Annotated in this window: 20 protein-coding genes and 1 pseudogene; 3 read left to right on the forward strand and 18 right to left on the reverse strand. The window is 47.4% G+C overall.

The annotated features are described in order from the left end of the window. Positions 1-4: 4 nt before the first annotated feature. From M1M80_RS17810 to M1M80_RS17870, 13 genes and pseudogenes are all read right to left on the reverse strand, one after another. Complete coding sequence (locus tag M1M80_RS17810; RefSeq protein WP_060399531.1) at positions 5-643, reverse strand: acetyltransferase; 639 nt, start codon at positions 641-643, stop codon at positions 5-7. After that, positions 640-1,248, reverse strand: coding sequence for a sugar transferase (locus M1M80_RS17815; RefSeq protein WP_003235274.1), 609 nt, complete (start codon positions 1,246-1,248; stop codon positions 640-642). Before M1M80_RS17815 ends, M1M80_RS17810 begins: the two co-directional genes overlap by 4 nt. Then, the gene (locus M1M80_RS17820) at positions 1,245-2,762 is read right to left on the reverse strand and encodes an MATE family efflux transporter (RefSeq protein WP_060399532.1); all 1,518 of its coding nucleotides are present in this window, start codon (positions 2,760-2,762) and stop codon (positions 1,245-1,247) included. The genes M1M80_RS17815 and M1M80_RS17820 overlap by 4 nt, the downstream gene beginning before the upstream one ends. After that, on the reverse strand, positions 2,759-3,793 hold the full coding sequence (locus tag M1M80_RS17825; protein WP_060399533.1) for a glycosyltransferase: 1,035 nt from the start codon (positions 3,791-3,793) through the stop codon (positions 2,759-2,761). Before M1M80_RS17825 ends, M1M80_RS17820 begins: the two co-directional genes overlap by 4 nt. Beyond that, positions 3,790-4,866, reverse strand: coding sequence for a polysaccharide pyruvyl transferase family protein (locus M1M80_RS17830; RefSeq protein ID WP_060399534.1), 1,077 nt, complete (start codon positions 4,864-4,866; stop codon positions 3,790-3,792). The genes M1M80_RS17825 and M1M80_RS17830 overlap by 4 nt, the downstream gene beginning before the upstream one ends. 4 nt (positions 4,867-4,870) lie before the next feature. Then, positions 4,871-5,905, reverse strand: a complete 1,035-nt coding sequence (locus M1M80_RS17835) for a glycosyltransferase family 2 protein (protein WP_060399535.1) — start codon at positions 5,903-5,905, stop codon at positions 4,871-4,873. Between the two features lie 24 nt (positions 5,906-5,929). After that, the gene (gene epsG, locus M1M80_RS17840) at positions 5,930-7,033 is read right to left on the reverse strand and encodes a biofilm exopolysaccharide biosynthesis protein EpsG (RefSeq protein WP_060399536.1); all 1,104 of its coding nucleotides are present in this window, start codon (positions 7,031-7,033) and stop codon (positions 5,930-5,932) included. Continuing rightward, positions 7,030-8,185 (reverse strand): annotated as a pseudogene (locus tag M1M80_RS17845) (glycosyltransferase family 1 protein). Before M1M80_RS17845 ends, epsG begins: the two are co-directional and overlap by 4 nt. Then, complete coding sequence (gene epsE / locus M1M80_RS17850) at positions 8,178-9,014, reverse strand: glycosyltransferase EpsE (RefSeq protein ID WP_060399538.1); 837 nt, start codon at positions 9,012-9,014, stop codon at positions 8,178-8,180. The pseudogene M1M80_RS17845 and the gene epsE overlap by 8 nt, the downstream one beginning before the upstream one ends. Next, complete coding sequence (locus tag M1M80_RS17855; protein WP_060399539.1) at positions 9,011-10,150, reverse strand: glycosyltransferase family 4 protein; 1,140 nt, start codon at positions 10,148-10,150, stop codon at positions 9,011-9,013. The genes epsE and M1M80_RS17855 overlap by 4 nt, the downstream gene beginning before the upstream one ends. Before the next feature lie 11 nt (positions 10,151-10,161). Further along, positions 10,162-11,982 (reverse strand): polysaccharide biosynthesis protein, encoded by a 1,821-nt coding sequence (locus tag M1M80_RS17860; protein ID WP_178938627.1) that lies wholly within the window; start codon positions 11,980-11,982, stop codon positions 10,162-10,164. 235 nt (positions 11,983-12,217) lie between these two features. After that, complete coding sequence (epsB, locus tag M1M80_RS17865) at positions 12,218-12,901, reverse strand: protein tyrosine kinase EpsB (protein ID WP_019259530.1); 684 nt, start codon at positions 12,899-12,901, stop codon at positions 12,218-12,220. A gap of 5 nt (positions 12,902-12,906) precedes the next feature. Then, the gene (locus M1M80_RS17870; protein WP_060400063.1) at positions 12,907-13,611 is read right to left on the reverse strand and encodes a YveK family protein; all 705 of its coding nucleotides are present in this window, start codon (positions 13,609-13,611) and stop codon (positions 12,907-12,909) included. Positions 13,612-13,842: 231 nt separating this feature from the next. Between M1M80_RS17870 and slrR the strand changes: the two genes are divergently transcribed. The 3 genes from slrR (at position 13,843) to M1M80_RS17885 (ending at position 16,039) form a co-directional block, all read left to right on the forward strand. Further along, positions 13,843-14,301 carry an HTH-type transcriptional regulator SlrR gene (gene slrR, locus M1M80_RS17875; protein WP_060399540.1) on the forward strand — a complete coding sequence of 153 codons (459 nt, stop codon included), beginning with the start codon at positions 13,843-13,845 and terminating at the stop codon, positions 14,299-14,301. Positions 14,302-14,375: 74 nt separating this feature from the next. Beyond that, entirely contained in the window at positions 14,376-15,845 is a 1,470-nt protein-coding gene (gene pnbA / locus M1M80_RS17880) for a para-nitrobenzyl esterase (RefSeq protein WP_060399541.1), read from the forward strand. A gap of 2 nt (positions 15,846-15,847) precedes the next feature. After that, positions 15,848-16,039 (forward strand): hypothetical protein, encoded by a 192-nt coding sequence (locus M1M80_RS17885; protein ID WP_003235302.1) that lies wholly within the window; start codon positions 15,848-15,850, stop codon positions 16,037-16,039. Between the two features lie 25 nt (positions 16,040-16,064). On the opposite strand, the gene padC is transcribed toward M1M80_RS17885, so the two are convergent. The 5 genes from padC to M1M80_RS17910 all read right to left on the reverse strand — a co-directional run bounded on the left by padC (position 16,065) and on the right by M1M80_RS17910 (position 19,729). Next, a complete protein-coding gene (gene padC / locus M1M80_RS17890; protein WP_003235304.1) occupies positions 16,065-16,550 on the reverse strand; it encodes a phenolic acid decarboxylase in 486 nt (161 codons plus the stop codon). A 21-nt stretch (positions 16,551-16,571) separates the two neighbouring features. Further along, complete coding sequence (locus tag M1M80_RS17895) at positions 16,572-17,027, reverse strand: DUF3237 domain-containing protein (RefSeq protein WP_060399542.1); 456 nt, start codon at positions 17,025-17,027, stop codon at positions 16,572-16,574. 123 nt (positions 17,028-17,150) lie between these two features. Continuing rightward, positions 17,151-17,834, reverse strand: a complete 684-nt coding sequence (locus M1M80_RS17900; RefSeq protein ID WP_060399543.1) for an aspartate/glutamate racemase family protein — start codon at positions 17,832-17,834, stop codon at positions 17,151-17,153. 15 nt (positions 17,835-17,849) lie between these two features. Further along, complete coding sequence (locus M1M80_RS17905; protein ID WP_060399544.1) at positions 17,850-19,205, reverse strand: serine hydrolase; 1,356 nt, start codon at positions 19,203-19,205, stop codon at positions 17,850-17,852. Positions 19,206-19,351: 146 nt separating this feature from the next. Further along, complete coding sequence (locus tag M1M80_RS17910; RefSeq protein WP_060399545.1) at positions 19,352-19,729, reverse strand: C1q-like domain-containing protein; 378 nt, start codon at positions 19,727-19,729, stop codon at positions 19,352-19,354. Positions 19,730-19,890 lie beyond the last annotated feature (161 nt).

Genomic DNA, 19,890 nt, shown 5'->3' on the forward strand with positions numbered 1-19,890 from the left:
TGTTTTATGTTTGAATGGAAGAAATAATGCGCGCCGGGGCACCGGCCGCCGTTACCCTGTCCGGTATGGAACGGATCACCGCGGAGCCGGCGCCGACAGTGCTCCAGGCCCCGATTGTGAGCTGCGGTATGACGGACGCGCCGGTTCCGACGTGAGCGCCTTCCTGAACAACGACCGCTCCTGACAGCGTGACACGCGGGGAAAGATGGACATAATCGCTGATTTGATTGTCGTGCTCTGCCACTGCACCCGTATTGATGATGCAGTGGGCGCCGATACGCGCATCCGCCTGAATGATCGCGCCCGCCATAATTACGGTCCCTTCTCCGATGACAGCGGACTTGCTGACGATGGCTGTCGGGTGAATCAATGTAATGAAATCTTCTTTCTTCAGTCCCAGTCGCTCTGCCAGCTGTTTTCTGACACTGTTGTTTCCGATGGCGATTAGGAACAACACATCGGGGACCAGCCTGCGCACTTCAGAAATGGCTTCCGGCGGGCCTGTGCACCACTCTTTTCCGGCTTCAAACGATCTGAATTTATCATCCAGCACAGCGGTTAAGCGCGTGTCTGGCCGGGCGTTTATCAGCTCTCTGATCACCTTTCCGTGTCCGCCGTCACCCACAATGGCCACGTTTCTCATGAGGACACATCTCCGCTTCCTGTAAACCGTTCCGCCGTCACATGATTGGTTTGCTGAATCCCTTCTGAAACAAGCACTTTTCGCACCGTCAAACATAAAATTTTCAAATCGAGAAAAAATGATCGGTTGTCAACGTACCAAACATCAAATTCAAATTTCTTTTCCCAGGAAATTGCGTTTCTGCCGTTGATTTGCGCCCAGCCTGTGATACCCGGCTTCACCTCATGGCGCCGTGCCTGCTTTTCTGTATAAAGCGGCAGATAGTCCATCAAAAGCGGCCGCGGACCGACAAGGCTCAGATCACCTTTTAGGACATTCAGCAGCTGCGGAAGCTCATCGATGCTCAGCTTCCTGATCAGCCTGCCCGTTTTCGTCAGCCGGACTTCATCAGGCAGCAGATTTCCTTCACTGTCCCGTTCATCCGTCATCGTTCGGAATTTATAAAGGGTGAACGGTTTGCCGTGCAGGCCCGGCCTTACTTGCTTAAAGAAGACGGGTGATCCTATTTTCAGCCTGACAACGGCGATGGTGAGCAAAATGATGACACTCGTACAGCACAATAAAAGAATGGCGGCCGTCAGATCAAAAAGTCGTTTCAGGATCAAAGATTCACAGCTCCTTTCGTTTTTCGAAACCGTTTCAGTACTAGCTGTCTTTCCTCTTTCGTACAAACGAGCGTAAAAGCGAAAACGGCGTAGCAGCAGCTGACTGTCATTCCCGCCGCTATCAGTGATGTCCAGCCGTCAATCTTCACAAAGAACCGGATCGCCTCACAGACCGCCCAGGCAAACGCAGCTGCTGAAAGAGGCCCGATTATGCCTTTGAAGAACACGTGCTTTTTGTAGCCGGTAATGCGGGATACGTAAAGCGGCGTAAAGATGGCATTTTTTAAAATAAGGGAAATCGCCCCGGCCAATGTAATGCCGTACAGGCCAAGATGAGCCGGCCCGCTCAGCGCGACGGCCAGCACCACATTCACCGCGCCTAACAGCAGGGTAACGATCGCCGGTGTTTTTTGTTTATTAAAGGCGGTCCATATATAGAACATTGGCATAAAGGCGAGGCTGACCACCAAGTATCCGGCATGAATATATAAAAGCGGTGCTATAGACGAAAAGGACGGTCCGAGCCAGATCGCAAGAAAAGGCCCCGCCAAACCGCCCAATAAGGCAGCGGGAAGCGCAAGCAGAAGACCGTTCAGCCTCACTGCCTTGTTGGCGTAATTCACCAATCCGTCCATATCGCCTTTTGAATAATACGAAGTCATAAGCGGCGCAAACAGAGATGCGACCGTACCAGCCAAGCTGCGCAGCAGCAGCGGAAACTGGATTATCGCCGCGTATTTCCCGGATGCAGACGCCCCCAGCACCAAATTGGCGGTTAATAGATCAATCTGCAAAAAAAGCAGGACGCCGATTTGATTGACGGAGCTCCATGTGCCCGCCTGAAACAGCTTCTTGCTTGTGCGGAATGAAAGATCCTTCATACGAAACGAAAACCACGGAATCAGCTTTTTGAAGAAATAGAAAGACAGCACAGACGCGATGGCAGCACCAGCTAAAGCGGCAAGCTGGATCTGCCAGATTTTCGGCGTGAAGCATGCAAACAAGAGCAGCACAGACAACACGCGTACTAACATTTGCACCGCCTGAATTGAGCTGGTGATGTATAGGCGGTTGGCATAAAATGGAGCAGCGCCGAAACCCGCCATCAGAAACGTTAAAATGAACAGCAGACTGCCGATCAAAATCGACAAACGCACATCAGCCAAAAGCGCTGGCGGCACGTTCATGATACGGTCAATAAAAAAAGCCGAACCCGCAAGAGGCAGCAAAAGAAGCAATGATATCAGAACAGACGCCGCCAAATAGTTGCTGATATACGCATTTGCTTTATCCCGCTCTCCCCTGTGGGCGGCGACAGAAAAGAACCGCACAACAACCGAGCTGAGCGCCACGGTGATAATTGAAAAGTAATTAATCACATTTTGTGTCAAATGAACAAAGCCGAACGCTTCCACACCAAGCGTTTTGACAATAAAAGGCGTCATCCAGACTGACAGGAATACGGACAAGAGAAAAGCCGTGAGATTAGCGCTGAAGTTTATCGTGAATTTCATGCCTGCTTTGCACTGCCTTTCATCGTCCCCCGCTGCTCGAAAAACAGCTTGATGAGAAATATGAGCCGCAATTTGCACAGGCCTAATACCAAACGCTCGCCTCTTAATAATTTCTCATGCTGAAACGGTGTATTTCTGACAGCCTGCCGCACCATGTCATAGGATAAAATCTGCCTGATCTGCTTTTTGATGTCTTTCGGCGGATTTGGAGAAGCACAGGCATTTGCCAGAAGCATCGGAAGCTGGTGCTTGCAAATGTACACATTTAAATCTTCTTTGCATGCACCTGCTAAACCGTAATGATTGTAGAATGCGATTTTAGCCTGATATTGCTTTTGAATCTGTTCATCCATCGCCGGCTTATAAGGCATTTCTGTCAGGCTGTTCGGGTTTTCACGATAGATGTACAAGCCTTCATCCAGCATTTTCACCCGCTCCGCTTCGAAAAAAGCGGACAAATTGAAGGGGGAGTCTTCGGCAAAACGGATGTCTTCATCAAACAGCAGATTCGCCCTTTCCAAAAGCTCACGGCGATAAACATAGCGCCATACATACCAGATAAATCTCGTTTCGTGAGCATGTTTGAGCCGTTCAGCAATTTCCGCTTTTGTCAGCACGCGGTTTGTGTCAAGCTGCGGCGGCACATATACCCGACTGTCCGCTGACTGCTTGTAAAAACCGCATCCAGCGATGTCGAGCCGGTTCTCCTCCGCTTCTTCAATCAGCCTCTGGAACATGGCGGAAGATACATAATCGTCTCCATCGACAAAGCCGATGTACGTGCCCCGCGCGGCCTTTATTCCCGCATTTCGTGCTGAACTCAGCCCGCCGTTTGTCTGATGAATGACCCGGATTCTCGCATCCCGTTTTGCATAGTCCTCTGCAATCTCGCCTGAACGATCCGGAGTTCCGTCATTCACGAGGATGATTTCAATATCAGAAAGCGTTTGACGAAGCAGAGAATCGATGCATTCCTCTATAAATGGTTCAACGTTATACATCGGGACAACAATGCTGACGACCGGGGTCATTGCGCTTCACCGCTGATTTTGTCCCGCAGCCCTTTAAAATACACATCTCTCGGAAAGCCGGCACGGGGTGTTTCTTTTGTTAACAGCTCTTTTACTTCGTCTGTCACGCGCTCGGGGTCCGGATGTTCAATCAGCTTCATGAATGGGATGTCTTTGAGCCATTGATAGCCCTCCATCACCTTGTGGTCGAAGGAACGGATGACGACACACGGCGTTCCTGTCAGTGCGCAAAAAATCATGCCGTGAAGCCTGTCAGTGACAACAGCTTCTGCGCTTTGCAGCTTAGACCACAGCGCTTCAAGCTCCTGCTCCCGTGAATCGCGGCTGACCCGGCGCCCAATCGTTGTCGTAAAGGATTGGATTTCGCCGAATTCTGCAAAAAGCGCGGCCTTGACCCGGTTTCTCTCATCCTCCTGAAGGACGCTTTCCTGATCCTCGCGCAAACACATATAAACCCCTTCGCGCTCTGCGGGGGTCTTGCTTCTATTTAAATACAGCACCATGTCCGGCTGCTTCAAAATCGTTTTTTCTTGAAAATGCCGTTTCATAAATTGATACGTTGTTTCATCCCGAGCCATCAGCAATAGGCCGGGGTGCGCATTATAAATTTTCTGTGCCCGTTTCAGCTCTTTGCGCCCCTTTTTCGTGTCAGAAAAATGAGCCGTTGCCGGAAGCTGGACAACTCGATAGTCGTGAAATGTTTTAATAATGAAGCGGCGCGTCCACTCCTCATAACGGTATAAATCCCCCATGTTTCCGCCGCCGATGATAAAGACCATATCCTCCGGATGGCGCGAGCGGAGCAGCGCTTTCGCTGATTTGTAAATGTCCTTCATATCGACTTCGACGATGTCAAAATCGGGATATTCCCGCTCAAGAAATGCCTTACTGGCATAAGCAATCGCGTGGTCTCCCAAATTGTCATGAGACGGCAGCAGGGTCAGTATGATTTTTTTCTGATGTGCTGCGGCCTTTACCGGCTGATCGGCCGCACCCAGCCAATACTGGGACGGGTATTTGACCTTAAGCAGCAGCCATTCTGCAAGATTGATTTTCAACGATTGTAACGACATGTCCTCACCCTCTGTTTCTCATTTTGTACTCGATTACCCGCTGATACACGGCCGACGCCATAGCGACGAATGGAATCATTCTGTATTTCGCCATCAGAAGCAGGCATGACCGTTTTGCATCAAAAGGCGCAGTACCCGTTTTTGAGAGGCTCTCCTGAAACACCGGGTCCGCGCAAATCACGCCGACATTTCTAAGCTTTTCAAACAGCCGGCCGCTGCCGCTTGTTTTCCATTCGTTCAGCATACAGATGCTGCTGTGAAGCACGATAAAGGTATCAAGCTCCTTTCGGTACTCCCCCATTTTGTTGTTCTCCTGTAAAAAAGCCGCATTCGCCTCATACAGCGCAAGTCCTGATTCAAACAGCTTTTTCTGATAGCGCTGCACGATGGATGATAGGTGAATTCTGTAATGATAGAGCGGCGCTTTTACATAGGATACCGAACGGGCGAAAAAATGAGCCCGGAAGCTGAAAAACTGATCCTCGACATGCTCCAGCTCGCCTCGGAGCGGAAACGACAGCCGGTGTGCTTCAATCATGCTTCTTCTGTAAAGTTTGTTCCATGAAAACCCTCTGACCTTCCCTTCGAATAACGCCTTGATATAGTGCTCCTTCGGCTGCCCCTGATAGGTTTCCGCAATGTCAGAGAGCATCGTTTTTCCAGTGTCCTCAAACTCCGCGGCGTAATTGCAAATGACCAGATCAGTTTCATCGCCTGCTGCCTGGAGCATCCGCTCGCAATAATCAGGCTCGATCCAATCATCTGAATCGATAAACGCGATAAAATCGCCGCGTGCCGCCTCGATGCCTTTATTACGAACCGCGCCGAGCCCTTGATTCTCCTGATGTATCACTCTGAACCTGTTGTCGTTTTTGGCGTATTCCTCCGCGATATCCGGGCTGGCGTCTGCTGAACCGTCATTGACGATGATGATTTCAATATTGTCCACCGTCTGATTCCGCAATGATTCGAGACACGTTTTGATATATGTTTCTGTGTTATAAACAGCGACTAACAGACTAACCGCAGGTGTTTCCATAATGACCGGCTCCTCTTGCATAAATTACCGGGAAAAAATCGTTCTGTAGGGCAGAACGGACGAATCAACCGGCATAAGCAAATAACTGTAAAGAAAATAACAAACAATGATAGCGATATAGATAAGGGCATTCGATTTTTCATCAAAGATCCTGACGAAATAAGGGACTAAGATCATTTGATACAGGCCGAAATAGATATTGAATCTGGCAAAGATCACGTCCTTTGTGGCCAAAAGCCCGAACAAAAACCCGAGCAGGCACAAATTGACGACGATATCGATTTGCGGCCACAGCTTCCGCAGACGCGCTCTGTAGCAAAAGGCGAGAAACAGCGGCAGAACCAAGACAGCGATTTTGATCACATTCATTCCATTTGTGTTTGTCATGAGCCATTTTTCATAATGGCTGTATGAGCTGTTTTCAAGCACAACGACAAACACAGAAATAAATTTTTGATATAAAAACGTCATGCCGAGAAATAAAGCGGATAGGCCGAATATCGCCGGTGACCAGGCTTTTCTTCTGACAATAAAGTACACTGGAATCATAATCAGCGCCGAGGAATGAAAGAGCGAGCTGATCAGCACGATCAGAAAATATCGCTTCCAGTTCCCGCTGATGATATAACGGATCGCCCAAAACAAAGCAGCGGCCACCATGTATTGCCTGATGCCGTTAAAAGACGCGTAATAATGGAAGGTTCCTAAAAATAAAAAGACACTCAGCTCAAACGGCCTTCCGTAGTCAGCGAGTGTCTTCATAATAAAGCTGTAGGTCACGGCCGCAACCGTTATATACATGATTTGGGGATCTTTCGTGATGAAATTCATCAGCCAAAGCAGTGCGGTAAAGCCCGGATCTGTCGCCATTTTCGCTGTCCCGAAACCGAATATCTGCCACACATTTTGATAATCGCCCGCCATTTCGTACAGCAGCGTGTACGTCTGAAAATCCGTGCCGACTCTGTAGCGGAGACCCGACACGAGCACAAGTGAGGCGAGCGGAATCCAAATCAGAAGCTTATTCGGCCGATACCCCGTGGCGAGCGAATCGTCACGGCCGCCGCACATTTTAGCGAACCAAGACCAAATATATACAATTCCCATATTGACGGCATATACAATCATCGTTTATAGTCCTTTTCCGCTGCTGATGTTGTACACATTCAGCAGCTCTCCTACATTTTGCTGTGCATCGTAGCCGAGTTCGGCAAGTGTTTCTTTGATGAGCTCCCGCTTCGGCCTGCCTGCGGCGGCCGCCCTTGCAATGGTTTCAGCCCAGATACCGATCGGCTCAGAAAGACTCAATCTCGTCACAAGCCCGAGACCGGCGTCGACTTTTTCTGTAATGTTGTCTGAAATGATGCATGGAAGCCCCGATGCCTGCGCTTCCACAAGCACAACCGGCAAGCCTTCGTACAGAGACGGCATGACAAACACATCAAATGTGCGCATCAATTCATGAATGCGTTCTTCAGTGCCTAAAAAGAGGACCTCTGAAAGCAGATTCTGCCGCCGCACCTCCTCTTCCATTTTCTCGCGCAGCGGCCCGTCTCCTGCGAGAACGAGCTGAAAGCGAACCCCTCGTTCCTTGAGATGTGCGGCAAGCTTTAGCAGAAACGCGTGGTTTTTCACTTCATGAAACCGGGCCACATGGCCAATGATCAGATGGTCAGCCGCTATGCCGCGTGCTGTTTTTTCTTCATCAGCCCTCTGCCCATTTGGAGCGAACAAATCAAGATCAATCCCGTTCGGAAGGAGATGAACGCGCTCCCTTTCCATGTTGGACTGCCCGAATAAAAACCTGCCCGCATCCTCTCCGCAGGCACACAATGCTGTCGCATTCGCCAAGATAAGCCGCCTAAACACCATCAGCTGCAGGCGATCCTTCCAATTGAAGCCGGTTTTCCACGACGTATTGTGGGAATGGCATACCCTGACCGGCACTCCGGCAAGCCTTGCCGCAAGGGCGATAAAGCCCGTTTGAAAATCCGTGTGGGCATGGACCGCGCTGAACGGCCCGTTTTCTTTTATCGTGTTTCTTACATTCCTCACAAATGTAAGGGGATTGCTTTGTCCGATGCTCGGGACATAAAAAAGCCGCCCGCCTAAAGATAAAATTTCTTCATCATAAGCGCACGGATCATTTCGATACGTTAAAAAATCAAATTGTACTTTGCTTCTGTCCATTTTCCGATATAAATTCATCACCATGGTTTCCGCGCCGCCCCTGTTCATGCCGCTGAGAACATGGAGCACGCGTTTTTGGCTGTTATTCATGCTTGACAAGCCCTTCCTTTTGGTTCGTCACTCTTTTTTTGTGGTAGCGATTCATCACGGCTGGAGGCATAAACGCGCGGATTAACGGTTTTGCGATATATATGTAATCAGATAAAGGGAGCTTCAAACGTCTGCATGCCTGATAGACAAGGATGGCATTGTCGATTGAATACGTAAATGACCGCCGTTTGAATGCATCGCTGTCTTCCCTTACTTTATACAAGGCTTCCTGGAGATTGTAGCCCCTGAAGCCCTCTTCAAAAAAGCGAAGCCACAAATCAATATCCTCCATCCGTCTCGTCCGCCGCACCGAACGGTAGCCTTTCAGCGTGCGGTAGGCGCTCGCCCTCATCATAATCGTTCCGTGGCAAAACGGGGTCCCTTTTGCCATGATGGCCGGCTCTGGAACAGAAGGCAGGATGCGTGTGCCCCTTACGCCACATTCATCAAATACAAGCATGCCGGTGCCAACCACCTGGTAGTGGCGGTGTTTTTCTAAAAACGCGACCTGCTTTTCCAGACGGCGCGGAAACGAAAGATCGTCTCCGTCCTGGCGGGCGATATATTCGCCTGTCGCATGCGAAAGACAATGATTTAATGAGGCGGCAAGCCGCTTGTTTGTTTTGTTTTGAATCAGCTTGATGCGGTCGCTGTAATGAGCGGCATACTGCTTCGCGATGCGGAGCGTGCCGTCAGTTGACGCATCATCGCACATAATCAGCTCCCAATTTTTATAGGACTGGCTGAGAATGGATTCAATGCTTTCCGCCAAAGTGCGTTCACAATTATAAATGCCCATAATGACAGAAACTTTCGGTCCTGAGTTCATACGCTTTTCTCCTTTATCTCCATGTACGCGGAATATATATCTGCCATTTCTTCTACCGTTCGCGCCTCCGAAAAGCGCAAGGCTGTTTTTCGGCCTTCCTGTCCCAGCTTTCTGCAGAGTTCCGGCTGATTGTAAAGCTGTTCAATCCGGCGGGCAAAAGCGGCACTGTCACCGATTTTGATCAAAAAACCGTTTTCTCCGTCCCGGATGATTTCCCGATGCCCGCGGTTATCCGTGGCAATCGCCGGTTTTTCCGCCGCCATCCCTTCAAGTACATTCATGCCGAGGCCTTCTCTGATGCTGGATGCGACAGATACATCTGCCAGCTGTATCAGCTCGTGAATGTCGCGGCAAAAGCCGTAAAAGCGGACATTGCCGGAAGCGCCAAGCTTTTCAGCCAACGTTCGATACGTTTGTTCCATCGCCCCTTCTCCGGCAAAGACAAGGCGGAGCGACGGAATTTTATCTTTCAGCAAGGCTGCGGCTTCAATTAACAGCTTCTGGTTTTTGTTCAGATTGAGCTCAGCCGGATAAACCAATATAAAATCGTCTTCACGGAATCCGTGTTTTTCTCTGAGTCTTTGCTGCTCTTTCGGGCTGACAGGCCGGAACCGATCGGTATTGACGCCGATGCCGTGAATTTTCTGCGTCTTTCCGCCCGGCCTTTGAAGTCCTTTTGCCCGAGTGTAATCCTCTTCATTGATCGTGATCAGGCAGTCGGTATATGCCGAAAGCCATTTCTCAACCGGATAGTAAAGAAGCCAATTTTTTATCGGCGCTCCGCTGCAGAAGTGAAAGCCGTGCGCTGTGTACAGCACCTTTGTTCCGTGCCGCCTTGCCTGCCTCGCCGCTAGTCTGGCGAGCACGCCGCCGACCGGCGTATGGCAATGGACAATGTCATATTGATTGGTGTCGATCACGTCCTTCAGCTGTCTGTAAACGGCCAGATTCTGAGGATGAAAGGGTGATCTGCGAATCGGGATGGAGAATTTCTCATCCACATACGGCAGCTTGGTTTGTCCGCTCGCGGCGACATGAACCTCCCAGCCCATTCGTTTAAACCATTTAAAGTAAGGGAGGTGAAAGGCCTTAAAATGATAATCAACAGTCGCGCAAAACAAGATCTTTTTCGTCATCTTCACTCCCCCTAATGAACACTGGCAGCCGTCATTTTGTCTGATGTATTGATCGCCGCAAACAGCCTCGCTCTCATATCGGCTTCCGGCAGCTCATGAAAATCCTCGATAAAGCGCATCAGCACTGGCCAATCGCCGTCCACCGCTTTGCCGATATGGATTTTCGGAAAGATTTGTTCAGCGTGCACTTCATTTTTATTCAGCAATTCCTCATACATTTTTTCACCGGGACGAATGCCTGTGAATTCGATTGGAATCTGCTCAGTCGTGTAGCCGGACAAATGAATGAGGTTTTTGGCAAGATCCACAATCTTTACGGGCTCTCCCATATCGAGAACGAAAATCTGACGCCCCTTCGCCAGTGCCCCGGCCTGAATGACAAGCCTTGAGGCCTCGGGAATCGTCATGAAATAGCGGGTCATCGCCGGATGTGTCACCGTCACCGGGCCGCCTTTTTCAATCTGTTTTTTGAAAATCGGAATGACGCTGCCGCGGCTCCCGAGCACATTGCCGAAGCGGACAGCGACAAATTTGGTGCTGCTGAATTTTCCGAGATTCATAATAATCATTTCGGCGAATCGTTTTGTTGCCCCCATCACATTGGCCGGGTTTACCGCTTTATCCGATGAAATCAGTACGAACGTTTCTGTCCCCGACATATCGGCTGCTTCCGCGACATTTTTTGTTCCGATGATGTTGTTTTTGACAGCCTCTTCAGGATTGTGTTCCATTAAAGGCACATGCTTATGGGCAGCTGCATGGTAGACAACGTGCGGCTCGTACTTTTTCATCAAGGTAAACATTTTATCGCGGTCCTGCACATCCGCAATTTCCGTATGGAACACAATCTGTTTGCCGAACCGTCCGTTCAGCTCTGTATAAATTGAATGAATGCTGTTTTCTCCATGGCCGAGCAGAATGATTTCCTTAGGCTGAAACGTGCTGATCTGTCGGCAGATTTCCGAACCGATTGATCCACCCGCTCCCGTGACGAGAACTGTTTTTCCTTTGATGCGGTTCGAAATTTCGCTTGTGTCGAGTGTCACCGGCTTTCTGCCGAGCAAATCCTCAGCTTTTACATCTCTGATTTGCCCGGCAGTTCGTGTGCCAAGCAGCATTTCATCAAAATGAGGCATAATTTTAATGTTTACTCCAGTTCGCACACATTCTTTATATAACACCTGAAGCTCATGGGTGCGGAGTGAAGGAATGGCAATAATAATATAGTTAATTTTGAGCTTTTGCACCGCGGGCATGATACTTTCTTTTCCGCCAATCACGGGAAGCCCCATAATTTCTAATTTATGCTTCGTTTGGTCGTCATCAATAAAAGCGACAGGTATGATGTCAGGATCATCTTTTGAAAGCAGCTGCCTGACCATCAAAGTCCCTCCTGAGCCCGCCCCGATAATCAGGGCGCGGGACGAGGCGCTGCGGTTTTTTCTGATGCTTTCTTTTAACACTCTGGACAAAACACGGGTTCCTCCGATAGACAAAAGCTGAAGCACCCAGCATGCCGTTAACAGACGGAAGAACATCGTATGATACACAGCATACTGTATGACGCCGGTCACAGCGGCTGAAAGAGTAATGCCCTTAAGCAGGACGATCAGCTCGCCGATTCCGGTGTATGTCCACACCTGTTTATACTGACGGAACAGGAAAGCACATACATGATAGCTGAGGAGCAAGCTGACAGCGGTAAGCAATAATGCTCCGGAGTCATAAAATTGATAGGAATCTTTTAAAAATTGATATCCTGCAATAACTGAATTTAAAACGAGATAAGTATCCAGCGCAATAATCATTGACAGTCTTCTCCGGTAACTCAACCTTTTCCCCCCTAATTCTTTTATCGGTTTAGCTGCGGCGGTTTTCGTCCTCAAAAAAATCGGCAGCAGCTAAACCGACAACACGTCCTATGTATATATCAGATAAGTGGGCATTTAACCCGTCCTCACGCCCCGCCAGCGACGACCAGCATCTAAGGCAGCAATATCAGCTGCCCACAGCAGAGCCGAGTGCCTCCATTGATACAGGTCAGGAGACATCACCTTAACAATCCATTTAGTAGGAATAGTGTTCCGATTTCTTCATTTTCTTTTTGTTTAAAAGTGCGCCTAACAGCTTTGCATTGGATTGTTCCAGTGCATCCTTCGCTTTCAGAACGGTATCGGTTTTCGTTTTTCCGCTTAAGACGACGAGCACGCTGCCGTCTGTCTGATTTGCTAAAATCTGAGCATCTGCAACAGCCAAAAGCGGAGGGGAATCAAAGATGACGAGGCTGAATTGTTCATAGATGTCCGAGATTAAATCTCCCATTGCTTTTGAAGACAGCAATTCAGCCGGATTCGGGGGGGTCGGTCCGCTTGTCAGCACATATAAGTTATCGATCGGTGTCTTTTGCACCGTCTCACTGAGTGAAGCATTTCCGACCAGCACATTTGTCAGCCCGGTTACATTCTCAACCTGGAACGTCTGATTGATGGTCGGCTTTCTTAAATCGGCATCCACCAGCAGCACTTTCTTTTCCTGCTGCTGCGCAAAGACAGCCGCAAGATTCGCTGCACTGAACGATTTACCTTCACCAGGCACAGAGGAGGTGACGAGGATAGACCGCAAGTTGGTCTGGACGGATGAAAACTCAATGTTTGTCCGAATGGTGCGATATTGTTCCGCAACAATTGATTTATTGTGTAAAACGGATATTTGAGCCAAACCTCGCCTTGCTTTCTTTTTTCTAAAGATCACTCGCTTCACTCCCCGAAATGTTTTATCCCGCGATTCCGCCCTTTTTGGACATCAGGGACGGAGCCTAAGCATGGTAATCCGGTTCTCTCGCTGAGCTGACGTGCGCTTTTGCACGAATCATCGAGAAAATGCAGAAAAAATGCCAGTGTAATGCCGCCCATGACAGCAGCGCCAAAAGCCATGACCATATTTCGCAGCCGGGCCGGCTTGATCATCGGGCTTTCCGAAGCTTTCGCCTCTGATAAAATATGTACGCCTTGTACATTCATTCTTTCATCTACTTCTTTTTCAAACTTATTCACTAATGTGTTCGCAATCTCAGCCGCTTTCGCCGGATCATGATCCTGGACGGCAACGGTGATAATTTCTGATTCATTTTCACTGCTGGTAATCACTTTTCCTTTCAGCGAGGAAGCCGATTCAGAAAGATGCAATTCCGCCTTGACCTCTTCCATCAAGGCAGTGCTTTTCATAATCGATTGGAACGTGCTGCTGTACTGAAGATTTCGCTGGATGTCACTGAGATTCGAGTTTTCTTCACCGTCTGATTCATGAACCAGCACTTGCGTCGACGCCTGATAGGTCGGGGAAATAACCTTAAATTGCACAACCCCCGTAATAAGGGTGACGCCGATTGTGATGAGCAGAATCAGCACGAATCTGTGTCTGACAATCGCATATAATTCTTTAAAACTCATATTCTCATTCATGTATTCATAGCCTTCAGGCTTCCCGCGCCCCTTTCTGTTAATGATTGGATTATAAAAGAAAACTTTATTATTTAAAAATTGCAAAATAAGCCAATAAGTTCTCTTTAGAGAACAAAATCATGATTTTCCTCTTATTTACTGCACTTCCCTTATTATTTTAAATTTTATAAAGAACGAATAATTCCTTATAATGAACGAAATAACGACAGGAATAGAGGAGAATTTCATATTATGATTGGAAGAATTATCCGTTTGTACCGTAAAAGAAAAGGCTATTCTATAAATCAGCTGGCTGTTGAGTCAGGTGTATCTAAATCCTATTTAAGCAAGATTGAAAGAGGCGTTCATACGAATCCGTCCGTTCAATTTTTAAAAAAAGTTTCCGCCACACTGGATGTTGAATTAACAGAATTATTCGACGCAGAAACAATGATGTATGAAAAAATCAGCGGCGGTGAAGAAGAATGGCGCGTACATCTTGTGCAAGCCGTACAAGCCGGAATGGAAAAGGAAGAATTGTTCACTTTTACGAACAGACTGAAGAAAGAACAGCCCGAAACCGCATCCTACCGCAACCGTAAACTGACAGAATCCAATATAGAAGAATGGAAAGCGCTGATGGCGGAAGCAAGAGAAATCGGTTTGACCGTCCAGGAAGTCAAATCCTTTTTCAAAACGATGGGCAGATGAATATTGGTTAAGGGCTTACATTCGCATCCGCAGGGTAAATCTGTGTATAATGGGGGAAAAAGGGAGAGAAAGCGATGTCTCATAAAACAGTCACGACTCATTACGGCAAAGTAAAAGGCACAACAGAAAACGGCGTACATATATGGAAAGGCATCCCTTATGCAAAGCCGCCTATCGGACAATTGCGTTTTAAAGCACCGGAGCCCCCTGACGTGTGGGAGGACGTACTGGATGCAACAGCGTACGGCCCGATTTGTCCGCAGCCGCCTGATTTGCTGTCACTTTCATATGGGGAGCTTCCCCAGCAGTCTGAGGATTGCCTGTATGTCAATGTATTTGCGCCTGACACTCCGAGTCAAAACTTGCCTGTCATGGTGTGGATTCACGGCGGCGCTTTTTATCTCGGGGCAGGCAGTGAGCCATTATATGATGGGTCAAGACTTGCAGCACAGGGAGAAGTCATTGTCGTTACACTGAATTATCGGCTAGGGCCATTTGGATTTTTACATTTGTCTTCGTTTGATGAGACATATTCCGATAATCTTGGGCTGCTGGACCAAGCCGCCGCACTAAAATGGGTGCGAGACAATATCTCTGCGTTTGGCGGTGATCCAGATAACGTAACGGTATTTGGAGAATCCGCAGGCGGCATGAGCATTGCCGCACTGCTCGCTATGCCTGCGGCAAAAGGCCTTTTCCAGAAAGCCATCATGGAAAGCGGCGCTTCCCGAACGATGACGAAGGAAAAAGCGGCAAGCACCGCGGCAGCCTTTTTAAAGGTCCTTGGGATTTCCGAGAGCCAATTGGACAGATTGCATACTGTATCTACGGAAGATTTGCTTAATGCGGCCGATCAGCTACGGAAAGCAGAAAATGAAAATCTCTTTCAGCTGCTCTTCCAGCCCGCTCTTGATCCGAAAACGCTGCCTGCTGAACCAGAAAAAGCGATCGCAGAAGGTGCTGCTGCCGGCATTCCGCTGTTAATCGGAACAAACCGCGATGAAGGATATTTATTTTTCACCCCGGACTCAGACATTCATTCTCAGGAAACGTTTGATGCTGCGCTTGAGTATTTATTAGGGCAGCCGCTGGCCAAGAAAGCTGCCGATCTATATCCACGCTCTCTGGAAAGCCAAATTCATATGATGACTGATTTGTTATTTTGGCGCCCGGCCGTCGCCTGTGCCTCCGCCCAGTCCCATTATGCGCCTGTTTGGATGTACCGATTCGATTGGCATTCGGATAAACCGCCGTACAATAAAGCGTTTCACGCATTAGAGCTTCCTTTTGTTTTTGGAAATCTGGACGGGTTAGAACGGATGGCAAAAGCAGAGGTTACAGATGAGGTGAAACAGCTTTCTCACACCATACAATCGGCATGGACCACGTTCGCCAAAACAGGAAACCCAAGCACTGAAGATGTAAATTGGCCGGCGTATCATGAAGAAACGAGAGAGACGCTGATTTTAGATTCAGAGATTTCGATAGAGAAGGATCCTGAATCTGAAAAAAGGCAAAAACTATTCCCTTCAAAAGGAGAATAACCATGGGGAAAACCGGCTACATTGGCGCTGTCATCGTTGTGGCAGCTTGTATCATCATTTTGTCTGCAGTTGTATTTTTACGGGACACAACCTATTATCAGCTCATACGCTGGACTGGAATCATACTGTTTTTCGCAGGAATTGTGATGGTTCCCGCATATTCAGCAAAAAGAAAACCCGGGAAAGAGAAGTAACTCTCTTTTCCGGGTTTTTCGTTTCTTACAATTTTCCCGCGCGAATATCGTCTGTCATTCCTTCATAAGGAGCTTTCGAAATCACTTCTTCATTGTCGGCACCCTCGTTTTTCAGAAATGTAATTTCCGCAAATTCAGGTACAACGTATTTTGGATACGTTTCATATTTTTCGCGGGATTCTTTCATCAGATCAATGTGGTCATTTTGATAGCAGACCGTAATTTCAGGATGTTCATGCACCCATTTCGGGAAGAAAATAATCCCGTGCATGCGTTTTTCATTCGGCATAAAGTTTAATGAAACATCTGTGCCTGTCGGCTCTGTCCAAGAAACTTTATATACACCTTCTGTCAGTTTGACAATATTGACTTCCTGATCCCGAACCCAGCGTCCGGCAACCATTCCGCTATGAATTCTATAATCGATTGTATGGTCGTTTTTAATATAGATCTCGTATTCCCATCCGTTTTCATAAGTATAAATCATGTGGCTTCCGATAAAGTTTTCCATCTTTCACACTCTCCTTAGTCTTTACTGTACTTCATAAATGTCTAGTCGAACGTAATCAGGGGTTCTTTCTGCGGAACCGATAAACAAGCGGTCATGCAGCCATTGATAGGCTTCACTGCCTGATTCAAATGTCGGCACCGTACGGAAATAAACATGCTCCGGATCAATGATTTCCCCGGCCGCGGCTTGTTTTCGAAACGGCTCGCTGACTTGCCGTATTCCATTGTTTTCGATGTAAATGAGTTCATGATCTGCTGTTTCGATCACATACCTGGCAGATAAATTTGTTCTGCCGTCAGCGCGAATGATTTGTGAATCGGTACCGCCCGGCAAAATACGTCCCTTTACTTCTCCGGTTATTGTTCCCGAACGAATCGGAATCAATCGTCTCAGTCCCAGGCCTGTCTCACCAATGGTAATAGGCGGATCAACCTTGATTTCTAAAGAGGCGAATGGTTTTAAAACCGGCTTCTTCATAAGCACCACCTCACCTTCAAAAAAAATCATGTAACTATTTACATGTTTACTTTAACACTATTGCATGTAGCTGTCAAACAATAGGAGCATAAAAAAACAAGGACTGTTTGTAGACAGTCCTTGTTAGCTTTGATAGGCAAGATATGTGCTGACGGTGCTTTTTGCAAGACAGGCAGAGGAATCGATAATCGGAACCTCACTTTGAATATGATCTAACACCGCATTTAAATCCGTACAGGCTGAAATTATGAGGTCTGCATGCTGACTGATTTCTTCATATAGCTTCTGCCACAATGCTTGTGTATGCTGTATATGATTCGGCTGTTTGATTCCGGCAATGAGCTGGTTCATAGCCTGCTGCCAATGGTCCTTGTGAACAACTTCTTGTCCATTTGCCTCCAGCCCTTTTTGGTAGATGGCGGATTGGATGGTTGGTTCTGTTCCTAAAACCACCGCTTTTTTTGCAGGATGCGGAATCTCTTTTATCGTTTCCTCAATAATATGCAACAAAGGAACCGACAATGCCTGCTGAATCTCTTCATAGTAGACATGTGCCGTATTACAAGGCAGAGCAATGAAATCAACGCCTGTTTTCTCGAGCTTTACCGCTCCATCAATAATCGCTCTTTTCATCTCATCATGGTCAACGGGACGATCTGCATAGAAGGGTGTCGGACATGAATAGATCATCATGTGCGGATAATCGATATCGTTTGCAGCGCCATACAGCTTCTGACAGTAATCAATTACCTTATCAATAAACGGCGAGGTCGATTTTGGCCCCATTCCGGCTAATATTCCGATCATCAAATTCATTCCTTTCTAAATCGTGCGGACTGCTTCTTCTTCTGAGCCATCCTCATAGAGGATAAAGCTTTTCACAGCATCATCACCTAACAAAAATTCGATTTCAACAGACAATGACCTCAGAAAGAAACGGGTTTCCGAGGAAGGAAACAATTCCAGTCTCAGCTGCCCGGTGATCTCCAAATAAAGCAGTTCATTCTCAGCTGTCACCCGTGCAGCCGTTCCGTCCTGAAAAGCGTAGCTTCCCACATAGCGGCTGTATATCGCCGGATCAATATCTTTTTTCTTTTTATCAGCAGGACGTTCCGGAATTTTATATGGCTGGCCAAATAAAATATTTTCCGCCGCTTGCAGAATTGCTTGTTCATATTCAGCATCCTCTTCCTTATTGCTCAAATAAATCAGCGTTTTACGATGATCGATATATCGGATCATCGTCGTCGAATAGCCGGGCCATCCTCCGCTGTGGCTGACGATCCGTCCTTTTTCATGACTGTTTTGCAGCACCCAGCCAAAACCGTAATCGATTGTTTCCCCATTGTTCAGCTGTACAGGAGAGAACGCGGCTTCCTTAGAAGCATCGCTGATCAATTTGTCCTGATATAAAGCCTGATCAAATCGAAACAAATCACTTGTGACAGAGTTAACTGTACCGTCTCCCTGTATGCCATCGAGGTACACAACGTAGTTCGTTTCCTCAAGATCATCAGGTAGGACGTACGTTTCGGAATGTACATCATACACATATCCATATGCATAATGATCCATCCGCTCAGGCCGAAGCCCCCGATTATACACTCTCGTTTCATTCATGCCGGCCGGTGAAAAAATATATGTTTTCATATAATCCGCATAGCTCATGCCAGATGCTTTTTCAATGATAACCGCCAGCAGCACATACCCCGTATTGCTGTACAGCCAGCCTTCATTCGGCTCAAAATAACCAGGCAGCCCCTCATTCATCAGCATATCCACAATATCCTGATTCATTGCAATCTTGTGTTGATCCCAATTGGCTAAAAACCATCCCATATAATCAGGAAGCCCTGACGTATGGTTCAATAAATGCCGAATCGTGACGCCCTTATAAGGAAAACCCGGCAGCCAGCGCTCCACTTTGTCTTCATACCCAAGAATCCCCTTCTCCTCTAGCAATATGATTCCCAAAGCTGTAAAAGGCTTTGACAGAGATGCTAATTCAAACAAAGAGTTTGTTTGCAAGGGGCGTTTTTCCTTCAGTTCCGCATAACCGAAAGAGTGATGATATAAGATATCGCCATCCTCCGCTGCCAGAACCGTCCCGTTGAACTGATGTTTTTCGCCTAATGTCTCAAATAACGTCTTGAGATGCTTCCTTTTAGTCTGCTTCATTCTACCACCTCCCATATCTCTGTACGTTACTAAGCTATTAACGTTTCAAATATTTTGAAAATAACAAAAAAGTTGATCATTCCTCAAACAGGAAAAATCAACTTTAATATAGCGGCTTAGATTTACATGAATCAAATATCCCCTTTTTATGAAGTCAGAGAAGGAACTCTAGCGGCTGCAAAACGAGTTCTCGTAGTCGCTTGAATTGTTCCGGCGGCAGTACTTCTTCTCATTGCAACTGTCACCGTATCTCCGGCGTTTAACTGAAGAATTTCCGTAATGGCTACTGCCGGGAGATTCCCTGCTTGAGTTTCATTATTTCCGCCTACCACATCTTGATTCACGAGAAATACGACTTCTAAGTTGAAGTCAACATTCGCATTCGCTTGAAACTCAACTGATGCATTAAGAGAATATACGCCTGCTGTTCTCGGTGAAAATGTAGATGTGTCGGGGTTATATTCATTCGCCAAATCAAATTGCTCATTTTGAAATAAGACTCCGCTAGCTGCATTTGCAGCCACTGACACAAATTCATATTGCTCGTGGCTCTGAAAGCAGAAATAGGCTGGTTAGTAATTGGTGCGAAGGACTGGTTTTGTTGAGAGGTTGGGGTGTTTCCATATCTGCCTTGCATGACACTTGGTGATAAAAGAGGTTCCGGTCGATCGTTCCTCTTAATCCA

The sequence above is a fragment of the Bacillus inaquosorum genome (assembly GCF_023238325.1).
In the GTDB taxonomy this organism is placed as follows: domain Bacteria; phylum Bacillota; class Bacilli; order Bacillales; family Bacillaceae; genus Bacillus; species Bacillus inaquosorum.